General features: G+C 60.7%; 13 protein-coding genes and 2 pseudogenes. 1 reads left to right on the forward strand and 14 read right to left on the reverse strand.

Features of this window, described 5'->3' with window-relative positions:
• Nucleotides 1-3: 3 nt before the first annotated feature.
• The 12 genes and pseudogenes from ACWGTI_RS23310 to ACWGTI_RS23365 form a co-directional block, all read right to left on the reverse strand.
• The gene (locus ACWGTI_RS23310) at nt 4-2,001 is read right to left on the reverse strand and encodes a conjugal transfer protein TraG (protein WP_454589289.1); all 1,998 of its coding nucleotides are present in this window, start codon (nt 1,999-2,001) and stop codon (nt 4-6) included.
• A 447-nt stretch (nt 2,002-2,448) separates the two neighbouring features.
• Nucleotides 2,449-3,615, reverse strand: coding sequence for a porin (locus tag ACWGTI_RS23315; protein ID WP_454589290.1), 1,167 nt, complete (start codon nt 3,613-3,615; stop codon nt 2,449-2,451).
• A gap of 345 nt (nt 3,616-3,960) precedes the next feature.
• Complete coding sequence (locus ACWGTI_RS23320) at nt 3,961-4,653, reverse strand: antitoxin Xre/MbcA/ParS-like domain-containing protein (RefSeq protein ID WP_454589291.1); 693 nt, start codon at nt 4,651-4,653, stop codon at nt 3,961-3,963.
• A 199-nt stretch (nt 4,654-4,852) separates the two neighbouring features.
• Nucleotides 4,853-6,097: a pyridoxal phosphate-dependent decarboxylase family protein gene (locus ACWGTI_RS23325; RefSeq protein WP_454589292.1), complete on the reverse strand. Its 1,245-nt coding sequence runs from the start codon at nt 6,095-6,097 to the stop codon at nt 4,853-4,855.
• Nucleotides 6,097-6,908: pseudogene (locus tag ACWGTI_RS23330) on the reverse strand (ABC transporter ATP-binding protein). The gene ACWGTI_RS23325 and the pseudogene ACWGTI_RS23330 overlap by 1 nt, the downstream one beginning before the upstream one ends.
• Nucleotides 6,905-7,756 carry an ABC transporter ATP-binding protein gene (locus ACWGTI_RS23335; protein ID WP_454589293.1) on the reverse strand — a complete coding sequence of 284 codons (852 nt, stop codon included), beginning with the start codon at nt 7,754-7,756 and terminating at the stop codon, nt 6,905-6,907. The pseudogene ACWGTI_RS23330 and the gene ACWGTI_RS23335 overlap by 4 nt, the downstream one beginning before the upstream one ends.
• Nucleotides 7,753-8,643 carry a nickel transporter permease gene (nikC, locus tag ACWGTI_RS23340; protein WP_454589294.1) on the reverse strand — a complete coding sequence of 297 codons (891 nt, stop codon included), beginning with the start codon at nt 8,641-8,643 and terminating at the stop codon, nt 7,753-7,755. Before nikC ends, ACWGTI_RS23335 begins: the two co-directional genes overlap by 4 nt.
• The gene (locus tag ACWGTI_RS23345; protein ID WP_454589295.1) at nt 8,640-9,689 is read right to left on the reverse strand and encodes an ABC transporter permease; all 1,050 of its coding nucleotides are present in this window, start codon (nt 9,687-9,689) and stop codon (nt 8,640-8,642) included. The genes nikC and ACWGTI_RS23345 overlap by 4 nt, the downstream gene beginning before the upstream one ends.
• A 24-nt stretch (nt 9,690-9,713) precedes the next feature.
• Nucleotides 9,714-11,306 (reverse strand): ABC transporter substrate-binding protein, encoded by a 1,593-nt coding sequence (locus ACWGTI_RS23350; RefSeq protein WP_454589296.1) that lies wholly within the window; start codon nt 11,304-11,306, stop codon nt 9,714-9,716.
• Nucleotides 11,307-11,358: 52 nt separating this feature from the next.
• Nucleotides 11,359-12,396 (reverse strand): MaoC/PaaZ C-terminal domain-containing protein, encoded by a 1,038-nt coding sequence (locus ACWGTI_RS23355; RefSeq protein ID WP_454589297.1) that lies wholly within the window; start codon nt 12,394-12,396, stop codon nt 11,359-11,361.
• Nucleotides 12,396-13,223: an HpcH/HpaI aldolase/citrate lyase family protein gene (locus ACWGTI_RS23360; protein WP_454589298.1), complete on the reverse strand. Its 828-nt coding sequence runs from the start codon at nt 13,221-13,223 to the stop codon at nt 12,396-12,398. The genes ACWGTI_RS23355 and ACWGTI_RS23360 overlap by 1 nt, the downstream gene beginning before the upstream one ends.
• Complete coding sequence (locus ACWGTI_RS23365) at nt 13,220-14,431, reverse strand: CaiB/BaiF CoA transferase family protein (protein ID WP_454589299.1); 1,212 nt, start codon at nt 14,429-14,431, stop codon at nt 13,220-13,222. The genes ACWGTI_RS23360 and ACWGTI_RS23365 overlap by 4 nt, the downstream gene beginning before the upstream one ends.
• Between ACWGTI_RS23365 and ACWGTI_RS23370 the strand changes: the two genes are divergently transcribed.
• Nucleotides 14,312-15,466, forward strand: coding sequence for a LysR family transcriptional regulator (locus ACWGTI_RS23370; protein WP_454589300.1), 1,155 nt, complete (start codon nt 14,312-14,314; stop codon nt 15,464-15,466). The genes ACWGTI_RS23365 and ACWGTI_RS23370 overlap by 120 nt on opposite strands.
• A gap of 91 nt (nt 15,467-15,557) precedes the next feature.
• Here ACWGTI_RS23370 and ACWGTI_RS23375 read toward each other — a convergent pair whose 3' ends face one another.
• Both ACWGTI_RS23375 and ACWGTI_RS23380 read right to left on the reverse strand, forming a co-directional pair.
• Nucleotides 15,558-15,911, reverse strand: coding sequence for a helix-turn-helix domain-containing protein (locus tag ACWGTI_RS23375; protein WP_454589301.1), 354 nt, complete (start codon nt 15,909-15,911; stop codon nt 15,558-15,560).
• Nucleotides 15,842-16,234, reverse strand: a pseudogene (locus tag ACWGTI_RS23380) (cupin domain-containing protein); the annotation flags it as partial. The gene ACWGTI_RS23375 and the pseudogene ACWGTI_RS23380, both read right to left, overlap by 70 nt.
• Nucleotides 16,235-16,582 lie beyond the last annotated feature (348 nt).

A 16,582-nucleotide genomic window follows, 5' to 3' on the forward strand; every position in this document is an offset into this window, starting at 1 on the left:
ACCTTAGAGCTCAATGCCATCGTTGGGATCAAGCGAGGCCTGTCGTGCGGTGCGGCGCATGGCTTGATCGATCGAGCGCCGGCGGGCAGCGTCGTCGTCGGGTTCGTCCTCATCGAGGTCGAACTCGTTGGCGTTCTGGGCCGCTCGCTCCGGCGCGATGTCCTCATGTTCGGGAAGTTCGGGCTGTCGGCGGATGCCGCCATTGTCGGCATCGGCCTCTTGTGGAGAAGCCACCACCGGTTCTGACCGCATCGCCGCTGGCAGCGCGTTAGCAGTCTGCAGACCGCTCCAGTCATCGGGGCGAGATGCTCCCTTGCTACCTCCAAGCTTGGGTGGTGGCATGACCCGTTCGGCGAGACGCGGATCAGAAAAATAGCGCGCCTTCTTCGCCCGGATCGGGAAGAGGCCCGACACCATCACGACGGCGTCCGTAGGCGGAAGCTGCATGACCTCGCCAGGCGTAAGCAGCGCTCGCGCCGTCTCCTGCCGCGACACCATCAGATGGCCAAGCCATGGCGACAGGCGATGCCCCGCATAGTTCTTCATGGCCCGCATTTCGGTGGCGGTACCGAGGGAGTCCGATACACGCTTGGCGGTTCGTTCGTCGTTGGTCGCGAAGCTCACACGAACATGGCAGTTGTCGAGGATGGAATTGTTCGGTCCATAGGCCTTCTCGATCTGATTGAGCGACTGCGCGATCAGGAATGACTTGATCCCGTAGCCCGCCATAAACGCGAGCGCCGACTCGAAAAAATCCAAGCGACCTAGTGCTGGAAACTCGTCCAGCATCATCAGCAATCGTTGTCGCCGTTCCTTCGCGTGCAGATCTTCCGTCAAGCGACGCCCGATCTGATTGAGTACCAGACGGATGAGCGGTTTGGTGCGGCTGATGTCCGACGGCGGCACGACGAAATAGAGCGTGGTTGGCCGGTCATTCTCCACCAGATCGGCGATGCGCCAGTCGCAATGTGACGTCACCCTGGCAACGACTGGGTCACGATAAAGGCCCAGAAAGCTCATCGCCGTCGAGAGCACGCCGGAGCGCTCATTTTCCGACTTGTTGAGCAGTTCGCGCGCTGCTGACGCCACGACCGGATGCGGCCCGCCCTCGCCCAGATGACTGGTTAGCATCATCGTCCGTAGCGTCGCTTCGATAGAACGTTGCGGATCGGAGAGGAAATTGGCAACGCCGGCAAGCGTCTTGTCCGTCTCGGCATAGAGGACATGGAGGATCGCGCCGACCAGCAGCGCGTGACTGGTTTTCTCCCAGTGGTTCCTCCGCTCGAGCGAGCCCTCCGGATCAACCAGCACATCGGCCACGTTTTGGACGTCTCTGACTTCCCACTCTCCTCGCCGGACTTCCAGCAGTGGATTGTAGGCGGCGGACGCGGAATTGGTCGGATCGAAAAGAAGGACGCTGCCGAAACGGGAGCGCCACCCCGCGGTCAATTCCCAGTTCTCACCCTTGATGTCGTGGACGATACCGCTGCCCGGCCAGGTGAGCAGCGACGGCACGACAAGGCCAACACCCTTGCCGCTGCGGGTCGGTGCAAAGGACAAGACGTGCTCCGGCCCGTCATGCCTGAGATAGTCGTCCTTGAACCGGCCGAGCAGCACGCCGTCCTGTGCGAGCAGGCCTGCCTTTTCTATCTCGTCCGGTGTGGCCCAGCGCGCCGAGCCGTAGGTCTCGGCGTTCTTCGTATCCCGGGCGCGCCATACCGACATCGCGATTGCCATGATGATCGCCAGGAAGCCCCCGGAAGCCGCGATCACCGCTCCCTCCTGGAACACCGATGGCGCATAGGCATCGTAGGAATACCACCACCAGAAGAAGGCTGGCGGCGGATAGATCGGTCCGCCACTGAGCTCAAACCAGGGTGAGCCGAGCTGCGCCTGGAACCCCAACCGCCATGCTGTCCACTGCGTTGCGCTCCATGTGGTCACGAGCACGATCGAGAGCACGACGAACACCTGCCCCCAAAGAATGCGTGTCGCGGACATTTCGGCTCTCCGATCCAGTCAGTCGAAGAGGAGCTGAGCCTGTCCCGATCTATGCCTGCAAGGTGGGTTTTGATGGTCGTGCACTGCGCGCTGAAGCGGCGTGAAAGGACAGGTGATTTGCGCCAGTGGCGAAAGTCGGACGGGGTGACCCCGACCTCCGTAGAACTGGGCGCTATGTGCGCCTGCCCAAGAAGCTGGAATTTGTATCCACCTGGAAGCTGCCGTCCGGATGGACATGGGAGCGTGTCGCGCCCATTCTGGGGCGGGATCGAAGTGCACAGTTCATATCGAGACACGCCTCGGTCCGGGGAGTACCGACCTGGATAGCTGAGGGAAGAGTCCCCGATAACGCTCGCTGGGCGTATCGCCTAGGCTGCGCTGGCTGGACATGGCACCACAGCGCCCACAGCCGTAGGCTGCGGCCGCTGTGGTGCGGTTCGATCCTCCTTAGAAGGAGCGCTGGAAGCGAAGGAGGCCGCCGACGCTGTTCTTCCTGTTGGCATTGGTCCAGTTGACATTCGATGGATCGACCGTGACGGCGCCGAAGCTGCCGTAGTGGTCATAGTCAACTTCAGCCGTGACTGTGAAGCCGGGGACGATGTCGTAGGCGACGTTCGCAACCACACCATAGTTCTTCAGCTGGTCACCCGAGACTTGAAGATTGAGCGAGGTCTTCTCGTTGAGCTTGTAGGTGCCGCCGGCCCAGAAAGCCCAGTTGCCGCCCCAATTCTTGTAAAAACCCCGGCCATGAGCGTCCACGACATTGGTGGAGTCATCGTTGAGCTTGCCATCGGAGCCGTAGCCGAACATTCCGAACAGCGACAGTTCGCTGGTGACGTTGAAATCCACGCGACCCTTGCCGGTCACTGACTCGTAGTTACTGTCATAAGCGACGACGCCGGCAATCGCGCCCCACTCTTGCTTGTATTTTACGCCGCCGACGACATGCGGAACGTAACTGTCGATCGTACCGACCACGCCCGAACCCTCTTCGAGCGAGACCACAGCCGACAGGCCGTTGCCGGCGTCGAAGTAGTATTGCACCACGTTGGTGTTGAAGCCGCCATAGGGAACGATCGTGTCATTGATGACGTTGCCGGCGTAGCCAGTGAACGTCTCGAAAGCAGAGTGGTCTTTACCGACACGCAGGCCGCCGAGTTGGATCCAGGCGAAGTTCAGCGTCGGACCCTTGCTGAAGGCATAATTCTGGGGACTGTCGGAGCCTGAATAGGCGATGAGGTTGCCAAAGTTGAAGCGGGTCTCGGTGTAGGTCTTCAACGTGCCGAGTTCGGTTTCCTGGCCGGTCCAGGTCTTCAGCGTGAAGCGGGCATTTTTATACCAGGTGGCCTGATCGCTGCCATCCTGCACGTCGTGAGTGCGCGCCCCCGAGAACGACCCAACGTCACCAGCGCCGATCTCGTAGCGCACATAACCGCCGATGCGCAGGCACGTTTCCGTACCAGGGATGTAGAAGTAGCCGGCGCCATACAGGTCGCAAATCTTCACGTATTCGGCGGGTTCCGGCTCAGCAACGGTGACGGCATCCGCGGCGCGAGCACCGGAAACTGCAATCAGCCCGGCAGCTGAGCCAAGAAGAAGGCTCTTTAAGTTCATTTCTGATCTCCATTGAAAAGATTTAAAAAAGGGGGTCGGGGGTATCCTTGCTTAAGGACAGCACCCCCGACCCACTCCAGACGATCGAGAGCCGCGCCGCGCGTCGCGCTGCTTTCTCACGTTTTGACGCTAACAGTCGCCGACGTTTCTACAACGCATATGTTCTTTAAAATTGCGATATGTATAACAATAGTTGCTATTATGTCACGAATTATACTGTACGTTCAGAACATTCTACACATACTGATCAATCATTAAACTTCACATGCATTCATGACGTGAAGATTAAGAGCAGGGTGTGTGCGCCCCCACTCAAAGCATTTGATTGATTTTCAGGTGATTTCGTCAGTTCGACTTCATCGACGCAAAGCTTCGCGCTGCCGAAACCACTTCTGCTGTCAGATCTTGCCGCAGCATTTCCATGGGCACGCGATCACCGAGAAGCGGTGAAGGGCATATCAGCCAAAGCCACGCCAATCTCGGATTGGCAATCGAGGATAGCACCTGTCGAATCCCCGGCGCAGGTCTGCCGTCGATGAACTGAGCCAGGGGGAACACGTGCTTGCGGGCGCCTTTGCGCAATGCGATCACATCATTGTGCCGTTGCCACCAATGCAATGTTGAGCGCGGCATTCCGAAGCGTTTTTCCAGATATGTTGGCCCCGCCACCTGACCCGCCCAGTCTTCAATGCGCATGGAGCCGCATTGTGGATCTCCTGCTGCGACGGCTGCGCGCCCCTGTCCAACTTCGGGCGGCATCCCACCGACACCGGCGTCGAAACGTCGCGTCGCCTCGGTAGCGAGCCGTTGAACGAATTCGGAGGCCAGGCCAGCCAGGTCGTCATAAATGGCTTGTTGATGAGTTGCTGAAAGCAGATCGGCAGCAGCGTTGTTGTCAATCCCCACGGGCGAGGAGGTCAAAATGTGTGCCCTTACAACCCCGTCGCACTGAGCCAGAACACGCTGGACTTCTTTTGCAACCAAGCTTGACAGCTCGTGCTGATGGGATTCATTTCCAGAGCCGAAGGATTTGATCATGTGCTGCTCCCCTGCCGCATGCGCCGACCATTTTTGGCCGCCACAAAGCACGTCGCTTGAACCGGCATCCAGCTCGGCGAGCCATCGAGCTGTCGGTCGACGAGAACAGCCAAATCCAGGCCCTCGAAGCGCGACGCCTCAAGCGAGGCGTCTTTCAATCTGTCGTCGACCTGCAGGTCGCCATCAACCGCTCTGCGCCCTAATAAGTGCGAAGATCGACTTCGCCGACCTTGCGTTCATTGCGCGCTGTCACCACCGACTCTTTGAGATCCGCGAGATAGTCGTCAATGGCTGGCACAACCAAAGGATTCAGCGCCATCTGGATTGCTTTCGGCTCGACCAGGCGACCAACGAACCAGCCCCGCTCGACCATAACGTCGGCAACGGCGAAGATATCGAGATCTGGATCGCTTGACTCGTAGAAGAATATGGACAGGTCGTGAGGCGTACCGACTTTCAAGCCTTCGATCTGATCGATACCCGTCGTGAGGCGCTTCTTGGCCGCCATGATAGTGCGCGCCGCTTCGCGGTATCCGGAGCGTCCCAGCGCCTTCATCACCGCCCACGACGAAGCAATCGGTCCAGCTGGTCGCGTCCCCTGAAATGTCTCTGTTGCGTAGATGCCTTTGGACTTCCAATCGAATTCGAAGCGCTCATATTTTTGGCATTCACGATCAGCAAACAGAACCAGTGAGGCTCCTTTGGCTGCATAGCCATGCTTATGCAAATCGACTGAAAGCGTTGTAACGCCGTCCACCGATAGATCGAAGCGCGGTATGGGATGGCCCAGTTCGCGGGCGAAGGTGCCGAGCAGGCCGCCGACGCAAGCATCGACGTGAAACCAGATCCCATGCTTCCGCGCGAGTTGCGCCATCTCCTCGATGGGGTCGAAAACGCCGTGCGGATAGCTCGGCGCCGAGCCGTAGAGCAGGATGGTCCGATCATCGATCGCAGCCTCTAAGGCTGCGACATCGGCACGTCGGTCAGCTCGAAGAGGTGCGCGCACGACCTCGACGCCCAGATAGTCCGCAGCTTTATTAGCGGTAGCATGCCCGGACGTCGCCATGACGATCTTCGGTCGATCGATGGCGCGTTCCGCCCGAGCCCAATCTCGCGCCGCCTTGATCGCGAGAAAGATGCTTTCGGTGCCACCGCTGGTGAAGGTTCCGCCGCCCTTGGGCCCGGCGCCAAGCAGGTCGAGCGCCATCTCCAGAACGCCGCTCTCGAGCGTTTTAACGCTGGGAAATGCCCGCGGACCCAAGGCGCTCTCGGTAAAGTACTCCAGAAAAGCCTGCTGCGAGATCCGCGCCAGTTCATCGCTGTGCTGGTAGACATAGACAGGAACCCGCCCGGTCTTCCATGAAAAATCCGCAGCCTTCAAACTCGAGAGCTCCCTCTCGATTTCGGCCCAGGACTCCCCCTCTTCCGCAAACAGTAGCGTCATCAAATTTCTCCCACGCTAAGCGCTGCCTTATGGGCCGGCGCAGACTTCAAATGACTCACAACATCCGCCCTATCGTAGCCGCGCGTCGCCGCCAGAAGCTGCCGCGTATAGGGTTCACGCGGCTTACCGGATCGCAACGCAGCCGCCGTCGTCTCCTCGACAATGTGGCCGCCATTCATAACGGCGATGCGGTCGCACATATGGGCGACGACAGCGAGATTGTGGCTGACGAGCACCATGGTCAGCCCGCGCTCCTTCCTGAGCGCCGAGAGAAGATTGAGCACCTCGGCCTGTATGGAGACGTCCAGCGCCGAAGTCGGCTCATCGAGCAGCAGGATGGATGGTTCGAGGATAAGCGCCCGCGCGATGGCGACGCGTTGCCTCTGACCGCCCGAGAGCTGATGCGGATAGCGAAAGCGGAAGGCTGGCCCGAGGCCTACGTCGCTCAGCGCATGCGAAATGCGCTGCTCCGCCCTGTCGAGGCCTTGAATGGCGATCGGCTCGGCCAGTATGCGATCGACCGTCTGCTTGGGATGCAGGCTGCCGAACGGGTCCTGAAAGACCATTTGCACCGCGCGATAGAAGCGTTCGCCCGTCTGCGCTGCTGCGTCTGGCCATGGACCTCGATGGTTCCGGTCCAGTCGGGATTGAGACCGGATATAGCGCGCAGCACAGTCGATTTTCCTGATCCGGATTCGCCGACAAGGCCGTAACTTTCGCCTTGTGCGACCTCAAGGCTCACATCGCGGACAGCGTGCAAGAGACCGAAGCGCACATCGAGATGCGCGATGCGGATGGCGGGTATGGTCATACGAGCCACGCTGCGTCGCGCTGGAGGGTTGGGAGGGTCTCGACTGCGCGATCGAGTCTCGGCATGCAGCGCAAAAGGCTCTGCGTGTAGGGATGCTTGGCGCTGGCGAGATCGCGCGCGGCAAGCGTCTCCATCACCCTGCCCGCATACGTCACGATCAGACGGTCGCAGAATGAGGCGACGAGGGAGAGGTCGTGGCTGATGAAAATCAGGCCCATGCCGCGCTCGGTGACGAGATCGTCGAGAATTGCCAGCACCTGCATCTGCACCGTGACGTCGAGGGCCGAGGTCGGTTCGTCCGCAATGAGAAGGTCAGGCTCGGCGATCAGCACCATTGCGATCATCACGCGTTGGCCCATGCCGCCCGAAACTTCGTTCGGAAAAAGATCGTATACCCGCCTCGGATCGCGGATGCGCACCGCGTCGAGCATTTCGAGAGCACGCGCGCGTGCCTCCCTGGCGTTCACATTGCGGTGGGCGCGATAGGCCTCGGCGATTTGGTCGCCGACCGTCATGACAGGATTGAGCGAGAATTTCGCGTCCTGCAGCACCATCGACATGCGCTCACCGCGTAACGCCCGACGTTCGCGTTGTGGCATGGTGAGAAGATTTCGTCCCATGAAAATCATGCGATCGGCAACCACCTCTCCCGGTGGCTGAATCAGGTTGAGGATGGCCCGACCGGTCATGGATTTGCCGGAGCCGGATTCGCCGACGATGCCTAGGCGCTCCCGGCCAAGTGTAAAGGAGAGACCGCGCACGGCGTTCACAACGCCCGTGCGCGTGTGGAAACGCACGCGGAGATTCTCGATTTCGAGAAGCGGCGGCTGATCGTGAGTGTCAGTCATTTCGCATCCATCACGTCGCGCAGGCCGTCGCCCAGAAGATTGAAGCCCAGGGTGCAGAGACAGATGGCCATCCCGGGAAAAGTGGCGACCCACCATTGGTCGAAGATCTGTTCGCGGCCGGCGGAAATCATGGCGCCCCATTCCGGCAATGGCGGCTGCGCGCCAAGGCCTAGAACGCCCAGTCCCGCGGCGGCCAGGATGATGCCGCCCATGTCGAGCGTGGCGCGCACAATCAGCGAGGGCACGCAGATCGGTACGATGTGGCGCAGCACGATCCGCAGGCCGCTCGCACCCTGCAATCTCACCGCGGCGATAAAGTCGGTGTTGCGCACCACCAGCGTCTCGGCGCGCGCGACGCGGGCATAGGGTGGCCAGGCGGTGCAGGCAATGGCGATCACCGCATTCTCCAGTCCTGGCCCCAGCGCGGCAACGAAGGCAAGCGCAAGAATGAGGCGGGGAAAGGCGAGAAACACATCGGTGATGCGCATGAGGACCGTGTCCACCCAACCGCCAAAATAGCCGGCGGTCGCGCCGACGAGCAGTCCGACAGGGCCGACGGTCACGACCACGAGCAGCACGATGAGGAGCGTGATGCGCGCGCCGTAGACGATACGGCTGAAAATGTCGCGGCCGAGAGAGTCCGTGCCGAGCCAATGCGACGACGACATCGGCCGAAGCCGGTTTGCGAGATCCTGGGCAATCGGATCGTGAGTTGCGATCGCAGGCGCGAAGGCTGCGACCAGAAGCAGCGTGAGGACGATGCCGAGACCGAGCAATGCCAGCGGATTGGCACGTAAGGCCAGCCATTGCCGGTAGGCCTGCCCGAGCCGCGACTGAAGCCGCGAGTGCGGCTCATCTGACAGGAGATAAGCGCGGGCCGTGCTCATCGCGCCCTCGGATCGAGCGTGCGCGCAAGAATGTCGGAGATCAGATTGACGCAGATGAAGATTGAACCCACGACGATGGTGCCCCCCAGCACGGCGTTCATATCGGCGTTGAGGAGGGCGTTGGTGATGTAGCGCCCAAGGCCCGGCCAGCCGAAGATCATCTCGGTGAGCACCGAGCCTTCAAGCAGGTTGGCGTAGGAGAGAGCGATCACGGTTGTCAGGGGCGCCGCTGCATTGCGCAGCGCATGCATCCAGATCACGCGCCTTTCGGCAATACCCTTCATGCGCGCCGTGACGATATATTGCTGCTGCAATTCTCCGAGCATGAAGCTGCGTGTCATGCGGCCAATGTAGGCGAGGCTGGCGAGGCCGAGCACGGAAGCCGGGAGGATCAGATGGGAGACCGCATCACGGAACGTCTCCCATTCGCCCTGCATGGCGGCATCGATCAGCATGACGCCGGTGACCGGCGTCACCATATCCTGGAACGCGACTCCGACGCGGCCGGGGCCGCCGACAAGGCCGAGTTTGGCGTAAAAGAGCAAGAGCCCCATCAAGCCGAGCCAGTACACAGGCACGGAGTAACCGACCAGACCGACGATGCGCACGATGTGATCGGGCCAGCGCCCGCGATTCACGGCCGCTGCGACCCCCATCGGCACTCCCAGCAACACTCCGATGACGGCGCCGAACGTCGCAAGCTCCAGCGTCGCTGGAAAGACGGTCTTGATATCGGTCATCACCGGATTGGACGTCAGGATCGAATTGCCGAAATCGCCGTGCAGCACTGCGCCGATGTAAATCGAGAACTGGCGCAAGAGCGGCTGGTCGAGGCCGAGCTCGACCGCCGTCTTCGCGTAGACGTCGGCCGGCGCGCTGTCGCCGACGACCGCCAGCACGGGATCGATCGGCACGACTCGTGCGATCATGAAGGTGACAAGCAGCAGGCCGAAGAAAGTGACGAGGACCGAGGCGATCTCACGCACTCCAAACTGTCCTGCATGAAGCAACCGCAGGCGAAACGAATTACGCCTCACTGAGCTCATTTTTGATGCTCCATGAATATGCTCTTAGTGCTTGGCAATGTTCGAATAGTAGTTCGTGTCGGAGGTGGGTCCGATCACGAACCCCTCGACTCCTTTGCGGTGCACCGCGACTTCGATCTGCTGGAACATAACCACGAAGGGTGACACCTTCTGATGCTCGCGCTCGCTCGCCTCGTAGCCGGCGACGCGCTTCCCCGCGTCCTGCTCAAACTTGAGATCCTGCGTCTGCTTGGTCATCGCAGGGATGTTCCAGGCGTTGCGCCAGGCGAGCGACTTCACCTTGGCATCATCCGCATTGTCGGGATTCAAGGCGAAGGCGTTCGCGTTTGTGTTCGGATCCTGATAGTCCGGTCCCCATGGGCCGAGAAAGATGTCGTGCTTGCGGGCGCGATATCGGGTCACCACCTGCTTGGCGTCGCCGGGGATCAATTCAAGTTTGATTCCTGCCTGCGCCCAACTCGCCTGGATCGCCTGGGCAATGTCGGGGTACGGCGCGGTCGAACGCACATCCATGGTTACAGTGAAGCCATTTGCAAGGCCGGCCTTGGCCAAGAGCTCTTTGCCCTTGGCGAGATCGAATCTGTAAGGCTTGTCAGTGATCGCGCCGAGGAAGCCGGTCGGCAGATAGGCTTGATGGGCCTTGAAGGTGCCGGCGACAATGTTCTTCTCGATCGCGTCATAGTCGACAAGCCATTTCAGCGCCTCTGCGACTTCAGGCTTGGCGAGATTCGGATTCTTCTGGTTCAGGCCGAGATAGAGGATATAGCCCTTGTCGCCAGCCTCGACGGCAATGGCGGGCTCGGAGGAAACTGCCGCAATCTGGTCCTTCGACAGGTTGCGCGCGAAGTCGACGTCGCCCTTCTCGAGCAGCAGGCGCTGGGCGGCCGGCTCGGCGGCATGACGCACGACCACGCGCTTGTTCTTCGGGGCGCGGCGGTACCAGTTCGGATTGGCGTCGAGAGTATACTGCTCGATGGCGCGCCAGGCGCGCAGGATGTAGGCGCCGGACCCCGCCGAGTGCTGCTTCATCCAGGCATTGCCGTAGTCGCCGTCGATGACGTGCTCCTTCACCACCTTGCTGTCGACGACGGCCGCGACGGTGGCGGTCATGCAGTTCAGGAAGAAAGTCGGGGCATAGGGCTTGTCGAGCATGATTGCGACAGTGCGATCGTCGATGACCTTCACTGTCTTGCCGGCGTTATCCTTGGTGAAACCGAATTGGGCGAGAATGAAGGCCGGCGATTTGTTGAGAGCGACGACACGTTCGATCGAGTAGGCGACATCCGCCGCCGTGACAGGGTTGCCGGAATGGAATTTGAGGCCCGGCCTCAGTTTGAAGGTGAAGGTCTTGCCATCGACGCTGACGGTCCAGCTTTCGGCGAGCGCACCATAGATTTTTGAGACGTCTTTGACGTCGAACGCGACCAGGTTGTCGTAAATATTCCCGAGCGCCTCCAATCCAGAGGGCTCATATGCTTCGGCCGGATCGAGCGAGACGATGTCGTCGATTTGCTTGGCCATGACGATCGTGCCCGCAGGCGTTTCAGCCGATGCGAACGACATTGTCATCGCACAGAAAATTGCTCCCAGCTGGATCGCGTAAATAAGCGCACGCATCGATGCTTCCCTTTTCGATTGTCTGTTGCTGCATGTGCATTGGCAGCCCATGCTAGTACCCACTCGCGGCATACGGCGTGTCGCTGCCGCGGCCGTAGACCAGCAGCTTCCTCACATAGTCCAGGACGATTTGTTGCCGTTGGTTAGATGCCGACGTGCGTACGGTTATGACGCCTTGGCCCGGTCGCGACCGGGACGGCCGGCAATCGAGGACTTGCGACACTGCTTCGACGGTATCGCCGGCCATCACCGGGTTGGGCAGTTCGATATCGCGCCAGCCCAGGTTCGCAACGACGCGCCCGAATGTCCGGGTGCTGGCTGTCGCGCCGGCGGCGACGACATATGTCTCGCTCATGCGCTGTCCGTCGCCGTGCCGTCCGATCCAATCCAGATCGGTGAAGGCGGGATGTGGCTCCATTGCCATCCGGGCGCGCGCCATGCCCTCCGTCAGGGTGAAGCTGTACCGCGGGGCATGCAGGAACGTCTCGCCTTCCCTGAAATCGCCGAAAAACAGGCCTGTCTGCTCGACGAAGGTCCCTTCCTTGTCGGGTAAATGGCTCGCGAAGCGCGGCTGGAACTCTAATGTTCCTGCCTCCTGCCCCGGAAAGCGTCCCGCGCGATAGATTTCGGCTATCCAGTGGATTTCGGCCGCAATGCGACGGTCGGAGGTCAGGCATGTCGTCAGGATCGAAACCGTCCCGAACTCCGCATTGCACTCTGCAAGTCCGGTAACCTCGCTTTCAGCATAGATGGTGTCGCCGTCCCTGAGAGGCGATTTTAGAGCAATGTCCTGGAACGCGACGATCCGCCGACGCGCTCCGAACGTTCGCGTAGTCATGCCAATGGCACGTTGCAGCGTCAGCGTGCTCACCATCAACGGCCGTCCGAATTCGGTCTGTGCGGCAAAGTACAAGTCGTAATGCAGCATCGCGTTGTTGAAGCTGGCGAGCGCCTCCATGACGTTCTCCTGCTGGCTAAGCGTGATGCCCGGCCGGTGGCGGAACCGCTGCCCTGTCGCAAACGCCTCAAACGGCAGCGCCGGGCGCTCGGCGAAACGGTCGGCATCGAGTCGCGCATAAGCCGACAACATCAGGCCTCCCGGCCTGCACGGCGCAGAATACGGCGCGCATTGCGCAGCACCGGCTCATCAACCATCCGCCCCTGGAAGGCGAAGGCTCCACGGCTTGCCTCCGCCGCCGCGGCAAGAAGAGCACGTGAATGGGCGACCTGTTTCTCCGAAGGAGCGAAGGCGGCAAGCACGTCGGCGACATGGCGTGGGTGGATCGTCATCTTGCCGGTAAAGCCAAGCGCGCGCACGCGGCTTGCCTCTTCGGCCAAGCCATTACATCCGCTCGTATCCAGGAATGGCACGTCAAAGGCGGCGATGCTGGCGCCGGCTGCGGCGGCCACCACGGTGGACCTGGCGAAGAGTAGCGGTTCCCAGGCAAAGGCAGCGCCGATTTCGATTGAAAAATCGAGACCACCGAACACCAGCCCCGTTACATTCGGCGCGGACGCGATGGCACTCGCCGCCCTCAGTCCGGCAACGCTCTCGATCGTTGCAAGCAGGCCGACATTCTCGCAATGCGCGGCATAGAGCTGGAGGGTCGCCGACGTCTCCACTTTCGGAATCACGAGAAAGCCTGGGCGCATCTGTGTCGAGCAGAGCACCGCCAGGTCGGAAATGCCGGCCTCCGTTGAAGGCGCGTTCACCCGGATACCCGTCCTTTGTCGGCCTGCGGCATCGAGCGAGGCGATGTAGGTAAGGGCCGCACTGCGCGCCTCGCCCTTGGCGTCGGGCGCAACTGCGTCCTCGAGGTCTATGACCACTGCGTCCGCACCGCTGGCCGCTGCCTTGGCGAAGCGCTCCGGTCGGTCGCCGGGCACCGTGAGCGGCGCGTGCGCATTGCCGATCATAGGATGCCTTCCGCGCGCAGCCGCGCAATTCGGTTTGTGTCTACTCCGATTTCGTTCATCAGGGTGTCGGTATCGGCGCCCAGCGCGGGTCCCGGCGACGGGTCGGTACTCGCTGGGCCAGACCGGATCGGGTTGGACATCATGACCAACGGTTTTTCGCCGTCACCCATGTCGATCGGCTCGAACACACCGTGCTCTCGCGCGAAATCGTTTTCCAACGCCTTGGCGACGCTGAGTATCGGTGCTGCCGGGATGCTGCCGGCAAAAAGCATCAGCCAGGCGGCGGTTGTGCGCGCTGACAATGCCTCGTCAAGCAATTCGGTGACCAGCGTGCGATTGTTCAGACGATCGGCGAAGGTGGCAAAGCGCGGATCGCTGGCCAATTCGGACCGCCCGACATGCGCGCACAGTATCGGCCAGAATTTCTCCTTATTGCACATGAGATAGATCCAGCCATCGCCGGTGCGATAGGTCTGGCAGGGTGTCAGGACTGGATGCGCAGACCGGGCCAACCGCGATGTCTCGACACCGCAATTGAGATTCCAGTGGGCGATGTAATTGAGATTGTGCAACGCTACCCCAAATAGACTGACATCGAGGTCGCGTCCCTGCCCGGTGCGGCGCGCATTTACGACACCGGCAAGCAGCGCTAGCGACAGCGTGGCCCCCGTCATGAAGTCGATGATCGACAGCCCCATGCGCGACGGAGCGGATTCCGGGTCACCGGTCAGGTCGAAATAGCCCGCCTCCGCTTGCATCAGATAGTCGTAACCAGGCCATTTGGCGCGCGGACCCGTTCGACCGTACCCAGTCAGATGGGCACAAACGATTGCCGGGTTATAGGCACGCAAGCCGCCATAGTTGATGTCCAGCTTGTCGACGACGTCGCCACGCATGTTGCTGGCGACAGCATCCGCCGTAGCCACCAGTCGGCCGAATATCTCCAGCCCTTCCGGGCGGGACAGGTCCAGGGTGAGGCTCTTCTTGTTCCGGTTGACGCTCTGGAAGAACAAGCTTTGCGCGGTGTCGGGCAGGCGCTCATCGAAATAGGGACCAATGGAACGCGACATATCCCCGCCATTGTGCGGATGTTCGATCTTGATCACTTCCGCACCCAGGTCCGCAAGATGCTGAGTAGCGAACGGTCCGGCTCCATATTGCTCGACCGCAAGGACGCGAAGCCCATTCAATACATCTCCAGGCATCATCCTCCCCGTCAGTCAGCGACGACTTATTCCGGCACCTTGGCAGCTCCACTCATGCCTAACAAACGAAATGTCTGGACGGTGACATTCCATTTGGTTATGCCTTCTCGAATGAGAAATCGGTTGGATCTTCGGCCGCGGGAAATGGCCAATCTGAAATTGCGACAACTGGATTTGATCGTCGCGGTGGAGGAAGCGGGAAGCCTGGGTAAAGCCGCCAGTCGGATCGGCATGACGCAGCCCGCCGTCAGCAAGTCGCTGCACGAACTGGAAAACATGCTGGGCCAGCGGATCTTTGACCGACTGTCCCGCGGCGTAGCGCCGACCCCAGCGGGCGAGATCGTGCTTCGCCACGCCAAGATCATGCTGCGGCAATTGCGCCATGCGACGGAAGAATTGTCGATGCAGCTGACGGGACAGGTCGGAGAGGTGCACGTGGGATCGCTTCTTGCGGCCACCCCGTTCCTGTTGCCACGTAGCATCGGCATCGCTCGGGAGCTTTATCCCGGCCTTAGGATAAAGGTGACGGAGGGCACGAGCGCACAGCTACTGAACCGGTTGAGCCTGGGGGAGGTCGATATAGTCCTGGGCCGTGTCCCAGATATCTGGGGTTCCGGAAATATCCGAACCGAACCGATCTATATGGAACCCATTTCGTTCGTGGCGAGAGTGCAGCATCCGCTAGCCACGCTGCACGACATTGGTTTTGCGGATCTCGTCGGCTTTGACTGGATACTTCCCGCCCTGGGCACCGTCATGCGAAGTCAGGTGGAAGCGGCATTCCGCCATGCGCAGGTTCCCTCGCCGGAACGTTTCCTGGAAGGACTTCCTCTTTTGTCGCAGTTAGCCCTGCTTGCTTCAACGGACATGATAGGGGTCTTGCCGCAACGCGTCATACTAACCCAGCCCGGCATAAGCCCATTGCGCATGGGGTGCAGCCTGCCGGACATCGCTGTGGGATATTCATTGCGCGGTGACGTGGATCCGTCCCCGGCTACCAGCGCTTATGTCCAAGCCCTTAAGCTGATCGTGGCATAGAGTCATATGCCGATGGAAAGGGTAACCATCGCGCTGCTCGATCGGCTAGCCAACTACTTTGAGGAAGTGCGAAACCAATCGGTCTTCAAGCTCATCGCTGCCGCATGCGGCTTGGAAATATCCCGTTCAGTCGTTTGAAGGCGCGGCTGAACGCCGCCTCGGATTTAGAGCCAAGCTCAGACGCAGCTCCAGATACCGTCACGCGCCGTGACCGTAGCCAAGTGCTCGCCAGATGCATTCGCCACTGGAGCACGTACGGGCTCGGCGGCATACCGGTCAACGCCGAGAAACGATCGCAGAACGCCGATCGCGACAACTTGGCGAGGCTGGCTAGCGCATCTACGGACCAGTCTTGTCCCGGGCTGATGATGGATCTCAGCAAGCGCGCGACCGATCCTCGGATCGCGCATGGCAGAGAGCCAGTTCCGTTTGTTCTTCGATCCATGTGCGGATGAGCTGGGCCACAACTACATCCGCAAGCCTTGCCAGTATCGTCGATGCGCCTACGCGGTGGTTCATCACCTCCTCGGCCATCGCACCGAAAATAGCTGGAAGCGCAACATCGGTGGTCGTCGCAGCGCAAGCTATGAGAACCGGCGGCATCAGAGCCAGCAGCGGATGCAGCGCTGTCTCGCGGCTTTCGACAGCCAGGATTGTCTCCCGACCACCTCCACCTGTGCTCAGGCGATAGGTCCTGTCGCCAACCTCTTCCCTTGGGAAATCCGACAACGGCCTGGTGCGCCGGCGCGGCATGTCGGTGCGCATGTGCGCTTCCCCGCGGCACGAAAGGCAATATCTCCGACAGCAAGCTCCACTGGTCCGAAGTCTTGCGTTCGAACCCTAGCGTCCCAGTCGACCGCGAATTGTAGAAGCGTCCATGACCGCTGTGGGGCCGACTACGGACTGTCCGGTGTTGGCGTTGAAGACCAGCTGAGCTGCCATTCTGGTATCAACTCATCGACGCCGTTTCCTGCCTCGCCAATGGCTGCCCGAAAGCCCTCGCTTGAGGGGGCGTCGAGCGCCTGCTCAAACTCCACCGCAAGACCCCGCGGGTGGCGAAAGCGGCGACGCCCTGAGCTAAACCAGTTTCACTTCGGTCATGTCCGCGATCATCGC

This window comes from Mesorhizobium sp. ArgA1 (assembly GCF_053714375.1).

Bases quoted from the DNA above. Each gene is read 5' to 3' on its own strand.
- ACWGTI_RS23375 (WP_454589301.1), bottom strand. From the start codon at position 15,911: ATGGATCGAAGAACAAACGGAACTGGCTCTCTGCCATGCGCGATCCGA.
- ACWGTI_RS23360 (WP_454589298.1), bottom strand. From the start codon at position 13,223: ATGATCGGCAATGCGCACGCGCCGCTCACGGTGCCCGGCGACCGACCG.
- ACWGTI_RS23370 (WP_454589300.1), top strand. From the start codon at position 14,312: ATGTTCGATCTTGATCACTTCCGCACCCAGGTCCGCAAGATGCTGAGT.
- nikC (WP_454589294.1), bottom strand. From the start codon at position 8,643: ATGAGCACGGCCCGCGCTTATCTCCTGTCAGATGAGCCGCACTCGCGG.
- ACWGTI_RS23315 (WP_454589290.1), bottom strand. From the start codon at position 3,615: ATGAACTTAAAGAGCCTTCTTCTTGGCTCAGCTGCCGGGCTGATTGCA.
- ACWGTI_RS23320 (WP_454589291.1), bottom strand. From the start codon at position 4,653: ATGATCAAATCCTTCGGCTCTGGAAATGAATCCCATCAGCACGAGCTG.
- ACWGTI_RS23345 (WP_454589295.1), bottom strand. From the start codon at position 9,689: ATGAGCTCAGTGAGGCGTAATTCGTTTCGCCTGCGGTTGCTTCATGCA.
- ACWGTI_RS23310 (WP_454589289.1), bottom strand. From the start codon at position 2,001: ATGTCCGCGACACGCATTCTTTGGGGGCAGGTGTTCGTCGTGCTCTCG.
- ACWGTI_RS23355 (WP_454589297.1), bottom strand. From the start codon at position 12,396: ATGTTGTCGGCTTATGCGCGACTCGATGCCGACCGTTTCGCCGAGCGC.
- ACWGTI_RS23325 (WP_454589292.1), bottom strand. From the start codon at position 6,097: ATGACGCTACTGTTTGCGGAAGAGGGGGAGTCCTGGGCCGAAATCGAG.
- ACWGTI_RS23350 (WP_454589296.1), bottom strand. From the start codon at position 11,306: ATGCGTGCGCTTATTTACGCGATCCAGCTGGGAGCAATTTTCTGTGCG.
- ACWGTI_RS23365 (WP_454589299.1), bottom strand. From the start codon at position 14,431: ATGATGCCTGGAGATGTATTGAATGGGCTTCGCGTCCTTGCGGTCGAG.
- ACWGTI_RS23335 (WP_454589293.1), bottom strand. From the start codon at position 7,756: ATGACTGACACTCACGATCAGCCGCCGCTTCTCGAAATCGAGAATCTC.